This window comes from Ochrobactrum sp. MYb379, from assembly GCF_037479515.1.
Classification (GTDB): domain Bacteria; phylum Pseudomonadota; class Alphaproteobacteria; order Rhizobiales; family Rhizobiaceae; genus Brucella.
In genome coordinates this window covers 417,361-431,226 of sequence record NZ_JBBGYW010000002.1, presented here as the reverse complement: position 1 = coordinate 431,226, position 13,866 = coordinate 417,361, and the positions used below count along the sequence as shown (strand labels likewise).

The window sequence follows — 13,866 nt, the reverse complement described above, 5'->3', positions numbered from 1 at the left end:
CAACAGGGTGAGACGCTAGAGCGCAATTCGATCCGATTAACCCGGAACGGCGCTCTAGTCTTTTTTGACGCGCATTTAACCCGAAAACCGTTTCACACTTTTCGGAATGCGCTTTTAATGCGCCTCATCCCAGTTATGCGCAGCACGCGCATCGACCTTTAATGGCACGGAAAGCGACACAGCTGGCATCGCCGCGTTTTCCATAACGTCACGCACCAGCGTAATCGTCTTTTCGACTTCATTTTCAGGCACTTCGAAAATCAATTCGTCGTGGACTTGCAACAGCATACGGGCGGCAAGCTTCTCTTTTGCAAGCGCATCTTCCATGCGGATCATGGCGCGACGAATAATATCAGCTGCAGCGCCCTGAATAGGCGCATTGATTGCAGCGCGTTCATTAAATGCGCGCACCTGTGGATTGGATGCTTTGATGTCGGGATAATGCGCGCGACGGCCAAAAATGGTTTCGACATAGCCATGCTCGCGGGCAAAAGCCTTGGTCGCTTCCATATAATCTTTGATGCCCGGAAAACGCTCAAAATAGGTGCGGATATATTGCCCTGCTTCTTCGCGTGGAATGGACAGCTGATTGGCGAGACCAAAGGCCGAAATACCGTAAATGATGCCGAAGTTGATCGCCTTGGCGCGGCGGCGCACCTCTGACGGCATGCCTTCGACAGGCACACCAAACATTTCAGACGCGGTCATGGCATGAATATCGATACCGTCGGCAAATGCTTGTTTTAGCTGCGGAATATCCGCGACATGCGCCAGAACGCGCAATTCGATCTGGCTGTAATCGGCAGAGACCAGCTTATTGCCGGGTTCGGCAATGAAGGCGGTTCTGATCTTGCGGCCTTCGGCGGTACGCACCGGAATATTCTGCAAATTAGGCTCAGACGAAGACAAGCGCCCCGTTGAGGTGGAAGCCATCGAATATGACGTATGCACACGCTTGGTCTGGGAATGAATAAAGCCCGGCAGAGCATCGGTATAGGTGGATTTCAGCTTCGTCAGCTGACGCCAGTCGACAATCTTGCGCGGCAAAGGCAAACCTTCAGCGGCTAGATCTTCCAGCACTTGCGCAGAGGTCGACCATTGACCGGTCTTGGTCTTTGAAGCGCCCGGAAGTCCCATTTTGCCAAACAAAATATCGCCAAGCTGCTTGGGCGAACCAATGTTGAATTTTTCACCGGCAAGCTCGTAGATTTCGTCTTCATTGCGCGCAGCGGACTGTGCGAGATCACCAGACAGGCGCGAGAGAACCTGACGATCAACTGAAACGCCACGTTCTTCCATACGCGCCAGCACATCGACTAGCGGACGCTCAAGGCGTTCATAAACCGAGGCCAGACCTTCTGCCGCAAGACGCGGTTTCAGCACCTGCCAGAGACGCAATGTCACATCAGCATCTTCGGCTGCATAGGCGGTGGCGCGATCAATATCGACCATATCGAAGGTGACAGCGCTCTTACCACTGCCTGCCACATCCTTATAGGCGATTGGCGTATGACCCAGCCAACGCTCGGACAACGGGTCCATGCCGTGGCCGCCGGGGCCAGCATCAAGCGCGTAGGAAATCAGCATCGTATCGTCAAAAGACACAGTGTCGATGCCGTGGCGGCGCATGACCAGCCAGTCATATTTCATGTTCTGTGCGATTTTGAGGACGGATTTGTCCTCAAGAACGCTCTTCAATGCCGCAAGCGCCTTATCGAGCGGAATCTGCTCTTCGACGATTCCGCCGCCCAAGAGATCATTTACGCCAGACTTGTGTTGGAGCGGGATATAGGCAGCTTTGCCGGGCGCAAGCGCCAGCGAGAAACCAATCAGTTCCGCCTGCATTGGATCAAGCGAGTTGGTTTCTGTATCGAAGGCAACCAGACCCGTCTCAACAGCTTCCGCGAGCCACTTGTTCAGCGTTTCAATATCGCGAATGCAGGTATAGGCCGTGGTGTCGATTTTCTGCGCCAAAGCATCAGATGCACGCTTTGCAGCGAGCGCTTTTGGCGTATAGCCGCTTGCGTCGGACGTTTCAGCAGCAATGGGAGCCGAGCCAGTTGGCGCAGCATCTGTCTTCGCAGGCACATCAACGTCTGGTCCGTGGGCATCTGCCCCCCATTCCGTCTCGATGTGGCAAGGCTCAACCGCCGATGCATCTGTGTCGGTTGCTTCCGCCACGCGGCGCGTCAGTGACGTGAAATCCAGCGCTTTCAGGAAGCCGATCAGCTTCGGGCCGTTCTGCGGCTCAAGCACCAGACCATCAAGGTCAACATCCAGCGGCACATCGACTTTAAGTGTGACCAGCTCACGCGCGATCTTGGTCTGATCAGCATAAGCAATGATATTTTCGCGGCGCTTATTCTGCTTGATCTCGGACGCCCGTGCGAGCAGCGTATCAAGATCGCCAAACTCTTCCAGCAATTGCGCTGCAGTCTTTGGGCCGATGCCGGGAATGCCCGGAACATTATCGGTGCTGTCGCCAGTCAGCGATTGCAGATCAATCATCTTCTCCGGCGGCACACCCCATTTTTCGATCACTTCCGGGATCGAAATCTGTTTATCCTTCATGCCGTCATACATCGACACTTGCGTTGTCACGAGCTGCATCAAGTCTTTGTCAGACGATACAATAGTGACATCGGCCCCGGCTTCTGCCGCAATGCGGGCATAGGTTGCGATCAGATCGTCAGCCTCAAAGCCTTCTTTTTCGATGCAGGGCAGATTGAAGGCACGAGTTGCCTGACGGATCAGGCCGAATTGCGGGATCAGATCTTCCGGCGGCGCGGTGCGGTTGGCCTTATATTCGGGATAAATCTCTTTGCGGAATGTCTGCGATGAATAGTCGAAAATGACCGCAAAATGCGTCGGCACCACGCCCACATCAGTATTGCGCGCATCTTTCAGCAGCTTCCACAGCATGTTGCAGAAACCAGACACCGCGCCCACTGGCAAGCCGTCCGACTTGCGGGTCAGCGGTGGAAGAGCGTGATAGGCGCGGAAAATATAGCCCGAGCCGTCGATGAGGAAGAGATGATCGCCTTTTTTCATGGCTTAGGATTAAATCAAACAAAGCACAAAGAAAACCGGCCTTGTGTCAGGAGAAACATGTGTCCACCGTTGGATCGCTTCCCGACCTGTTTTGATAAGCGAAACTACTCCAAGTCTTCCTGAATGAAGGTGCTTGAGACGTGAACATCAATCGTTTCCAGCAGTCCGGGCCCGAGGTTCACATATTTGTGCGCAATGTTGGCCGCACCAAACACAACGCTGCCTTCTTCCGCTTCAAATTGCTTTTCGCCAACGGTGAATAAAGCCCGACCTTTGCGCACGATAAAAATCTCATCGTAAGGATGGCGATGCAGTCGCGGCCCGCGGCCAATCTCCTCAGTCGAATAGAATATGATCGACGTGCCCGCGCCGAACACATTGCCTTCAAATTCGCCGTGCCACTTACCTGGCGTCTTCTCCCAGTCGGCCTTGCTGAGTATGATAGGCTTTTCCATAAGTGCCTCCGTGCATATGCAATTTCAGGTTATTACAGATATCGGATTGCTCACGAAAAGGTAACGTTTATGTTACGAATTTGTAATCTAAAATGCCACCAAATGCCCTTGAATAGCCACAGTTGAAGGGCCATTTCTAGGTCATCGACAGTACGTTGATCGCCGGTTTACTGACCCGTCCCCCGTTGGAAACCGGTTGTGAGCGACAGCCTAAATCCCCTCTCCGGGCTGTCGTTTGTGAGTGTAGTGATATGGCCGTTGTGGTAACCCCCTCACCACGACGGCCAATTCATTTTGAGGCAACTTTCCTTCATCAAATTGCGCCCCTGTCAAATTGGGTTTCTTCTTGAGCTTCGCAGTTGTACTGTGCGCGCAGTATTTCGACTCGTCAGGAAGTGTTCATGTCCGCGCAATCACTCGATAAAGTCCTCAACCATCTCGACGCAAATCTCGACAAGAGCATCGATCATCTGTTCGATCTTCTGCGGATTAAGTCGATTTCGACCGATCCGGCTTACAAAGCCGATTGCCGCAAGGCTGCCGAATGGCTGGTCGAGGATTTGAAGTCCATTGGTTTTGACGCAAGCGTGCGCGAAACACCCGGTCATCCAATGGTTGTCGCCCATCATGACGGCGCCACCGCCGATGCGCCGCATGTGCTATTCTATGGTCATTATGATGTGCAGCCGGTTGACCCGCTCAACCTTTGGGAAAACGATCCGTTTGAACCGGCGATCAAAGACGTTGGCAATGGCCGCAAAATTCTGACCGGTCGCGGAACTTCTGACGACAAGGGCCAGCTGATGACCTTTGTCGAAGCCTGCCGCGCTTACAAAGCCGTCAACGGCAACCTGCCTGTCAAAGTGACCTTGCTGTTTGAAGGCGAAGAAGAATCCGGCTCACCATCGCTCAAGCCATTCCTCGATGCGCATAAGGAAGAGCTGAAAGCAGACGTCGCGCTCGTCTGTGACACCTCAATGTGGGACACAGAAACGCCAGCGATCAGCGTTGGTCTGCGCGGTCTGGTTGGCGAAGAAATCGTTATCAAGGCCGCTGACCGCGATCTGCATTCTGGCTTCTTCGGTGGCGCTGCTGCAAACCCGATCCATATTCTCGCAAAAATTCTCGCTGACCTGCATGACGAAACCGGACGCGTCACGGTTCCGGGCTTCTATGAAGGTGTGGAAGAAACGCCGTCACAGATTTTGCAATCATGGGAAAACCTTGGCCGTACCGCTGAAAGCTTCCTCGGCCCGATTGGCCTTTCGATCCCATCTGGCGAACAAGGCCGCAGCGTTTTAGAGCTGACATGGGCGCGCCCGACAGCCGAAGTCAACGGCATCATCGGCGGCTATACCGGAGAAGGCTTCAAGACAGTTATCGCAGCGGAAGCTTCAGCCAAGGTTTCGTTCCGTCTCGTGCACAAACAAGACCCGGTCAAAATCCGCGAAGCTTTCCGCGCATTTGTTCAGGAACGCCTGCCAGCTGACTGCTCTGTCGAGTTTCATCCGCATGGCGGCTCGCCAGCGATTCAGCTGCCTTATGATTCACCGCTGGTTTCAAAGGCCAAGGACGCATTGTCCGACGAATGGCCAAAGCCAGCCGTGCTGATCGCCATGGGTGGATCAATCCCGATTGTCGGTGATTTCGACAAGTTCCTCGGCATGGAATCGCTGCTTGTTGGCTTCGGCCTCGAAGATGACCGCATCCATTCGCCCAATGAAAAATATGAACTGAACTCTTTCCATAAGGGCCAGCGCTCTTGGGCACGCATTATGGCAGCCATCGCTGCTCAATAAGGAAGACTAAATGACTATTCGTTTTCATAAAAACGATTTGCCTGATCTCGAGCATTATCAGGTGGATTCGGTTGCTATCGATACCGAGACGCTGGGCCTCAACCCACATCGCGACCGTCTTTGCGTGGTGCAGATTTCACCGGGCGACGGCACCGCAGATGTGATCCAGATTGAAGCAGGCCAGAAAACTGCGCCTAATCTGGTCAAGCTTTTGCAAGACAAAGCGATCACCAAGATCTTTCATTTTGGCCGCTTTGATCTGGCTGTGCTGGCGCATGCTTTTGGCACCATGCCGGAGCCGGTATTCTGCACCAAGATCGCATCCAAGCTCACCCGCACCTATACGGATCGCCATGGCCTGAAGGAAATCTGCGGCGAACTGCTTGAGGTTTCGATCTCCAAGCAGCAGCAGTCATCCGATTGGGCGGCAGAAGTTCTGTCACAGGCACAGCTTGAATATGCAGCGTCTGACGTTCTTTACTTGCACCGCCTGAAGGCCGTGTTTGAACAGCGCCTTGAACGTGATGGCCGCACCAAGCAAGCCGAAGCCTGCTTCAAGTTTCTGCCAACCCGCTCAGAGCTTGATCTGATGGGTTGGCCTGAGGCGGATATTTTCGCTCACGCGTAAATTAATACCAATATTTAAGGAGCGCCCAAACAGAGCGCTCCTTAAATTTTCTGATAGATACCTGTTCTGATTGTAAATAGCTTTATAAGCACTTCAACTTCAAAATAATCGATAATTTAACCATTTGATAACCAACAATACCGGCTTTTTCGCGTAAATGCCCGGAAATACGTGGTTTTTCCTGCCAGATATTCACTGTGGTATTCTTGCTACAGACTTTATCAGTGGAAGGATTATATTGGGGGCAACAAATGAGTTTCCCCAATTTCTCCACCGGAGGTTTTATTATGACACTTAAGTCCCTTCTTCTCGCATCAACTGTTGCTCTTCTTGCTACCACTGGCGCAAAAGCCGCTGACGCTATCGTTTACGAAGAACCAGCACCAGTTATCTCCGCTCCAGTATTCAGCTGGAACGGTGCTTACCTCGGTGGACAGATCGGCTACGGCTGGGGCAAGTCGCAGTTCAGCGATATCGATGGCTCCGCTAACTTGAAGCCAGATGGCTTCCTCGGTGGCCTCTACGCTGGTTATAACTTCGACCTCGGCAACAGTGTTGTCCTCGGTGTTGACGGTGACGTAACCTACAACAATCTCAAGAAGCGTTTTTCTGAGACCGACGCAGACGGTGATTTCGATAGCGTAGAAACAAAGCTGCGTTGGTCGGGTGCTGTGCGTGCACGTGCAGGTTATGCAGTTGACCGCTTCCTGCCTTACATCGCTGGTGGTGTAGCGTTCGGCCAGATCAAGAATTCTGCAACCTCTATCGTTGGCGGTGTGGAAGACAGCTTCTCCTCCAGCAAGACCCACACCGGCTGGACAGCTGGCGCTGGTGTTGATTACGCTGCAACCGACAACGTAATTCTGCGTCTTGAATATCGCTATACCGATTACGGTCACAAGAACTTTGACGTTGACGGTGTAGATACCCGCAACAAGTTCAAGACCAACGAAATTCGTCTTGGCGTTGCATACAAGTTCTAATCTGACTTGATAAAACTACGGAAAAGGCCTCGCATTTGCGGGGCCTTTTCTTTTTGAGCTGCTGGAAGGTTGTTTTTTGTGAATGCTGAGTTTACGCCCCTTTAAACTGCCGCATTTACACTTCAGGCGATAAACAACGTAAAAAATATACAGGCGGGTGGATTTAAGCAGATATGGCATCGCGAGACGGTAGAAACGGACGTATCGAACCTTCCTTCGGCAATGCGCCGAAAAAGGAAGAGGAAGAAGACGTGTTTCGCGTCGATGATGAGGAGCGCATGGCCAGAACGCAGCGCGGCGGCAAGCAGCCAAAAGAGCGTGAACCACGTGGTTCACGCCGTAAGACGAAAAAGCGCGGCGGCTTTTTTGGCTTTGTTCGCCGTGCCTTTTACTGGTTCCTGGTACTCGGCCTATGGGGAGGCATCGCCTTCGCCGGTATGCTCGTTTATTTCGCAGCAAAAATGCCGCCGACAACCGATTGGTCCATTCCTGATCGTCCGCCAAATGTGCGTATTGTCGATGTGCAAGGCAGTTTGATTGCCAATCGCGGCACGACAGGCGGCGAAGCTGTCGGTCTGCATGAAATGTCGCCTTTTATTCCGCAAGCGGTTATGGCCATTGAAGATCGCCGCTTCATGTCGCATTTCGGCATTGATCCAATCGGTCTTGCGCGTGCTGTTGTTACCAACATCACTTCAGGCCGTGCCGTTCAGGGTGGCTCAACGCTCACGCAGCAGCTGGCTAAAAATCTGTTCCTGTCACCAGACCGCACGCTGGAACGTAAGGTGCAGGAAGTGATGCTCGCCCTCTGGCTAGAGCATAAATACACCAAAGAGCAGATATTGGAGATGTATCTGAACCGCGTTTATCTCGGTTCCGGTGCTTATGGTGTCGATGCTGCCTCACGCCGCTATTTCAACAAATCCGCAAAAGAACTCAACCTGATGGAAGCGGCAACAATCGCCGGCCTTCTGAAAGCGCCTTCGCGCCTTTCACCAGCACGCGATCCGGAAGCAGCCGCCACCCGCGCGCGGCTGGTTCTCGGTGCCATGCGTGAAGAAGGTATGATCGATGACCGTCAGGTCGCGATCGCGGAAAGCGAGCCGCCAGCACGAGCTGCCTCTTATTGGCAGGGTTCGGAAAACTATTTTGCCGACCGCGTGGTTGCTGAAATTCCGTCCCTGATTGGCGAGACAAAGACAGATATAGTTGTTGAAACGACCGTTGATCTTAATCTTCAACGCGCAGGCGAAGAAGCAATCAAAGACCAGATTTCCGCGAACGGCAAGAAGATGAATGTAAGCCAAGGCGCGCTTGTCTCCATTGATGGCACGGGTGCAGTGCGCGCTTTGGTTGGCGGTTATGACTACGCGGCCAGCCAGTTTGACCGCGTGACCGATGCACGCCGTCAGCCAGCATCGTCGTTTAAGCCATTTGTCTATCTGACTGCATTGGAACAGGGCCGCACACCGGATTCCGTTCGTAACGATGCGCCGGTGCGGATCGGCAAATGGACGCCAAGCAACGACAACGGCAAATATATGGGCGAAGTGACGCTTGCGACCGCGCTGTCTCACTCGCTCAATTCCGTCTCTGCGCAGCTTGTGATGGAAGTCGGGCCGCAGACCGTTATCGACACCGCACATCGTTTGGGCGTTCAGTCCAAGTTAGAGCCCAATGCTTCGCTGGCATTGGGAACTTCGGAAGTATCGCTTCTGGAATTGACCGATTCCTATGTGCCATTTGCCAATGGTGGCTATCGCGCGCCGGTCTATTTCATCACCAAGATCACGGATTCCGAAGGCAAGGTTCTCTATCAGCGGGAAGATGGCATTGGTCCGCGCGTCATTGATGAGCGCAATGTCGGCATGATGAACGCTATGCTGCGCAAGACAGTGGAAGACGGCACGGCAAAACGCGCGGCCTTCGGCTGGCCAGCGGCAGGCAAAACCGGAACCAGCCAGAATTTCCGCGATGCATGGTTTGTCGGCTACACCGCCAATCTCACCACTGGCGTGTGGTTCGGCAATGATGATGGCAAGGGCATGAAGCGCGTGTTCGGCTCGACACTGCCCGTCGCCGCTTGGAAAGCATACATGAAGGAAGCGCATAAGGGCGTGCCGATTGCCGAGCTTCCCGGCCATTACGACATTCAGAATATCATTCCCGGCGGCAGCGACGGTATTGATCCGAACAATCCGTATGAACCGGGTATGATTCCGCAGGGCGGCTATGGCGAACAGCCACTGGCTGGCAATGGCGATGACGGCTATTGGCCGCCAGCACCTGACTCGCCCGCCCGTAACAATGTTCAACAGGGCCAGCAATCGGGCGTACCTGCCAATTACCCGGCCAATGACAATGGCGCACCATTGCCTCCCGGTGATGTCGGCGGACAGCCACAGCAGAGCCGTGATTCAACCACGCTTCTCGATATCATTATGGGCAATACGCAGTGATCTTCGCATAGGGCCGGTTAATACCGGCCCTTATCGCGATCAAGTGAAGCAGATAGCGCTAATAGATATGAAATCCGCTCGAAATCCTGAGTGACTTAGTCTATTCAAGGATTGAGAGTGAGGTTTTCATGTCCACAGTTTCCCAAACAGATGCGGCCCGGTCTGAAGCTCCCAAGCCAGACACGGAACGCAAAACGATCGTTTTGACAGGCGCAAGCCGAGGTATCGGTCATGCGACGGTCAAGCGTTTTTCGCGCGCTGGCTGGCGTGTCATCACCTGCTCGCGTCAGGATTTCGCTGAGAATTGCCCATGGCCAGCAGGGCCGGAAGACCACATCAAGGTTGACCTTGCCGATCAGGAAGACGTCGGCAAGGCAATCGCTGAAATCCGCCGCCGACTGGAAGCCAATGGCAGCAAGCTGCATGCCCTCGTCAACAACGCCGGTATTTCACCAAAGGCAGAAGGTGGTCGCCGCTTGAATTCCATCGAAACGCCGATGGCCGTTTGGCGCGATGTGTTTCAGGTGAACTTCATGGCACCGATCATGCTTGCACGTGGTTTGTTCAAAGAACTGGAATCCGCGCAAGGCTCAGTGGTCAATGTGACCTCCATTGCCGGATCCCGCGTACACCCTTTTGCAGGTACGGCCTATGCAACTTCCAAGGCAGCGCTTGCAGCATTGACCCGCGAAATGGCTTCCGATTTTGGCCCGCATGGAATTCGTGTGAATGCGATTGCGCCGGGCGAAATCGACACCGCAATCCTTTCTCCCGGCACAGAAAAGCTTGTCGAGCAACTACCAATGCGTCGTCTTGGCAAGACCTCAGAAGTTGCAGAGACGATCTATTATCTCTGCTCCGAAGCCTCATCTTATGTGACGGGTTCAGAAATCCACATCAATGGCGGTCAGCACGTCTGATCGATTTTCAAAAGCGCGGCATTGATCAACGCTGCGCTTTTGTGTTTACCTTGCTCGTTTTGTAATCTTCAATCGATTTAACAGCTGAGTTGAAACCATGATCCTATGCTGCGGCGAAGCCCTGATCGACATGCTGCCACGCGAAACTGCGTCAGGTGAAACAGCATTTTTGCCGCTCGCTGGCGGGTCGGTTTTCAACACGGCGATTGCGCTTGGGCGTCTTGACGTTCCAACGGGTTTCTTCTCCGGACTTTCATCAGACTTTTTCGGCGAAGTGCTGCGCGATACACTCGCACGATCCAAGGTCGATTATTCATTTTCGGCCACTTCGGATCGTCCCACGACACTGGCTTTTGTCCGCCTCGTTGATGGTCAGGCGCGCTATGCTTTCTATGACGAAAACACAGCCCTGCGGATGCTCTCCGAAAGCGATATTCCGCCGATTGATGATGCAATTAAAGCCATGCTGTTTGGCTGTATCAGTCTGATTTCCGAGCCATGCGGCAGCGTTTATGAAGCGCTGATGACCCGCGAAGCGTCACAGCGCGTCATGTTCCTTGATCCGAATATCCGCACAGGCTTCATCAAAGATCGTGAAATCCATCTTGCCCGGATGAAACGCATGATTGCGCTTGCGGATATTGTGAAGCTTTCGGACGAAGATCTTGAATGGTTCGGTGAAAAGGGCAATCACGATGAGATTGCTGCCCGATGGCTTAAGCTCGGGCCGAAGCTGATTGTCATAACCAAAGGCGCACATGGCGCTGATGCCTACAGCGCAAACGCCACCGTTCGGGTGCCCGGCGTGAAGGTTGACGTGTTGGATACGGTTGGCGCCGGCGATACGGTCAATGCCGGTATTCTTGCGAGCCTGCAAAATCAGGGGCTTCTCGACAAAGAAGCTATCTCCAAACTCGATGAAGACCAAATTCATGCAGCTGTAGCGCTTGGCGTGCGCGCTGCCGCAGTGACAGTTTCGCGCGCGGGTGCAAATCCGCCATGGGCGACGGAAATGAAAGACTAGAGCATGTCGCGGAAAAGTGGGAACCGGTTTTCCGATAACGACATGCGTAAAAAACAAGGAGTTAGAGCGAGCGCTATGGATACGAATAAGCGCGACACGCTCTAAATCAAAACACGTTCCAAACTTGCATGTGAACGAATGCCCCCTGCCCTTGACCTGACTCATTTAGCGCCTTCTATTGAAGAAGGTGGGAACGAATCGAAAGTTGGCAAAGGACATGTCATTGAACGTCTTGCGTATAGCTGCCTTCTCGCAAGGTAATCAGGGCGGAAATCCTGCCGGTGTACTGATTTCTGAAAAACTGCCTTCAACCGAAGACATGCAGAAAATTGCCAAAGATGTTGGCTTTTCCGAAACGGCCTTTGCAATGCCGGAAGCCGGAGGCTTTCGCGTGCGATATTTTGCGCCGGAAACAGAAATTCCTTTCTGCGGCCATGCGACCATAGCACTGGGCGCAGCGCTCGCCATGCGCGACGGCGATGGACGCTTCGCATTGAAGCTCAACAATGCAGAAATCAGCGTAGAAGGCCGCAAAGAAGGCGAGCTTTTTGCCGCCAGCCTGCAATCGCCGGGAACGCGCAACCGCGCCGCATCGGAAATTGAAATTGAGCAAGCGCTGGCTTTGTTCAACTACGAACAGGACGATCTGGCGCCGGGCATTCCGCCAGCACTCATTCACGCCGGTGCTGACCATATCGTGCTGGCATTGCGCTCACGCGAGAAGCTAGCGGCCATGCATTATGACCTGCAACGTGGTCGCGTGTTGATGAACCGTCAGGGTTGGACCACAATCCTTTTGGTTCACGCAGAAACGCCCACGCGTTTTCATAGCCGCAATCCATTCGCCTCTGGCGGTGTTTATGAAGACCCGGCAACGGGCGCTTCGACAGCCGCATTTGCAGCCTATCTCCGTGATCTCGGTTGGCCACATGGTGGCGCCATTGAAGTATTTCAGGGCGAGGATATGGGTGTACCATCACACCTTCGCGCAGAGATCGGCCATATACGTGGCGAATCTATCCGATTGTCGGGCACTGCACGACTGATGGAATAATTGACGCAGCTCATTAAAACGCCGATCTGATTAAATCAGATCGGCGTTTTAATTGTTTGTCTTAACGCGCATCTTTTCCGATCGTAGCGGGATCAGAAATCAGTCCAGTGGACTGATTTCCCCGCGTAGGCGTTTCACACTTTTCGGGATGCGCTCTATACTTTAACGAGCTGCTCGACGCGCTCTTCGTTGCCGAAGAATTTCAGATAGCGCTCGACTTCCTTAGGATCACCCGTCGCCTTCTGCGGATTATCCGAAAGCTTGACCGCCGGACGTCCATTGGCATCAATCACCTTGCAGACCAGCGAAATAGCCTTGAGGCCATGAATGGTTGTTGGTGCGCAACCGGCGAAGTCATTGGTGAGGTTGGTGCCCCAACCAAAGCTCATGCGGACGCGGCCTTCAAAATGGCGATAGGTTTCCTCAATCGTATCGACATCAAGCGCATCCGAGAAAATCAGCAGCTTTTCGCGTGGGTCTTTGCCACGTGATTTCCACCATTCGATGATGCGTTCGCCGCCTTCAATCGGCGGAGCGCTGTCCGGGCGGAAGCCGGTCCAGTCCGCAACCCAATCCGGCGCATTGCGCAGGAAGGCAGCGGTGCCGAAAGCATCCGGCAACACGATCAGAAGATTGCCACCATAATAGCGGTTCCAGTCCTGCAACACACGGTAAGGTGCGGTTTGCAGTTCCTCATCCGTATTGGCCAACGCCGCCAGCACCATCGGCAGTTCATGCGCATTAGTGCCGAGCGCTTCCAGATCATTATCCATCGCGAGAAGCACATTGCTGGTGCCGGTAAAGGAATTGCCGATGCCTTCTTTCAGCGCCTCAACACACCAGCGCTGCCACAGGAACGAATGGCGGCGACGTGTGCCAAAATCTGAAATCTTCAAGTCAGGTAGTTCGCGCAGTCGCTCGACCTTGCTCCACATCTTGGCCTTGGCGCGAGCATAAAGCACATCAAGCGAGAACGGCCCCAAGTTCTTCATCGCAGCGCGCGAACGAAGCTCATTGATAATGGCGAGTGCTGGAATTTCCCACATCGTTGTGTGCGACCACGGACCATGGAAATGCAGCTCATATTGCCCGTCTTTGCGGCTCAGTTCATATTCCGGCAGCTGGAAGTCAGGCAGCCAGTGGAGGAACTCCGGCTGGAAAATCTGCTTGCGGCCATAAAAGCTGTTACCCGCCAGCCAGATCATTTCTTTCTTGGTAAAGCGCAGGGTACGCGCATGATCAAGCTGCGCGCGTAGCTCACCTTCATCAATTTCATCGGCAAGGCGCACGGATGTCGTGCGATTGATCAGCGAAAAGGTGGCGTCTACCTTGGGGTAAAGTCCCCAGATCATCTGCAACATCAGAAGTTTGTAGAAATCGGTATCCAGCAGGCTGCGAACAATCGGATCGAGCTTCCATGCGTGGTTAAAGACGCGCCGCGCGATATCGGTTTTGGCCATAACGGCCTCCATTCCATGAGCATATACCGCTGC

The 13,866-nt window shown here is 53.5% G+C and carries 10 protein-coding genes; 7 read left to right on the top strand and 3 right to left on the bottom strand.

Translation table 11 applies throughout. The features are described 5' to 3' along the window. Nucleotides 1-114 precede the first annotated feature (114 nt). Complete coding sequence (gene polA / locus WH356_RS06130) at nt 115-3,051, bottom strand: DNA polymerase I (RefSeq protein ID WP_339509301.1); 2,937 nt, start codon at nt 3,049-3,051, stop codon at nt 115-117. Nucleotides 3,052-3,155: 104 nt separating this feature from the next. After that, entirely contained in the window at nt 3,156-3,506 is a 351-nt protein-coding gene (locus WH356_RS06125) for a cupin domain-containing protein (RefSeq protein WP_339509300.1), read from the bottom strand. Nucleotides 3,507-3,907: 401 nt separating this feature from the next. Here WH356_RS06125 and WH356_RS06120 point away from each other — a divergent pair, with 401 nt between their 5' ends. The 7 genes from WH356_RS06120 to WH356_RS06090 all read left to right on the top strand — a co-directional run bounded on the left by WH356_RS06120 (nt 3,908) and on the right by WH356_RS06090 (nt 12,373). Continuing rightward, on the top strand, nt 3,908-5,305 hold the full coding sequence (locus tag WH356_RS06120) for a dipeptidase (RefSeq protein WP_339509299.1): 1,398 nt from the start codon (nt 3,908-3,910) through the stop codon (nt 5,303-5,305). A 10-nt stretch (nt 5,306-5,315) separates the two neighbouring features. Next, nucleotides 5,316-5,933 carry a ribonuclease D gene (locus tag WH356_RS06115; protein ID WP_339509298.1) on the top strand — a complete coding sequence of 206 codons (618 nt, stop codon included), beginning with the start codon at nt 5,316-5,318 and terminating at the stop codon, nt 5,931-5,933. Between the two features lie 287 nt (nt 5,934-6,220). Beyond that, nucleotides 6,221-6,916, top strand: coding sequence for an outer membrane protein (locus WH356_RS06110; protein ID WP_339509297.1), 696 nt, complete (start codon nt 6,221-6,223; stop codon nt 6,914-6,916). 173 nt (nt 6,917-7,089) lie between these two features. Further along, nucleotides 7,090-9,375, top strand: a complete 2,286-nt coding sequence (locus tag WH356_RS06105; RefSeq protein ID WP_339509296.1) for a transglycosylase domain-containing protein — start codon at nt 7,090-7,092, stop codon at nt 9,373-9,375. 128 nt (nt 9,376-9,503) lie between these two features. After that, nucleotides 9,504-10,295 (top strand): SDR family NAD(P)-dependent oxidoreductase, encoded by a 792-nt coding sequence (locus WH356_RS06100; RefSeq protein WP_339509295.1) that lies wholly within the window; start codon nt 9,504-9,506, stop codon nt 10,293-10,295. Nucleotides 10,296-10,392: 97 nt separating this feature from the next. Next, nucleotides 10,393-11,319 (top strand): carbohydrate kinase family protein, encoded by a 927-nt coding sequence (locus WH356_RS06095; protein ID WP_339509294.1) that lies wholly within the window; start codon nt 10,393-10,395, stop codon nt 11,317-11,319. Between the two features lie 223 nt (nt 11,320-11,542). After that, nucleotides 11,543-12,373, top strand: a complete 831-nt coding sequence (locus WH356_RS06090) for a PhzF family phenazine biosynthesis protein (RefSeq protein ID WP_339509521.1) — start codon at nt 11,543-11,545, stop codon at nt 12,371-12,373. 155 nt (nt 12,374-12,528) lie between these two features. Here WH356_RS06090 and pncB read toward each other — a convergent pair whose 3' ends face one another. After that, entirely contained in the window at nt 12,529-13,833 is a 1,305-nt protein-coding gene (pncB, locus tag WH356_RS06085; RefSeq protein WP_339509293.1) for a nicotinate phosphoribosyltransferase, read from the bottom strand. Nucleotides 13,834-13,866 lie beyond the last annotated feature (33 nt).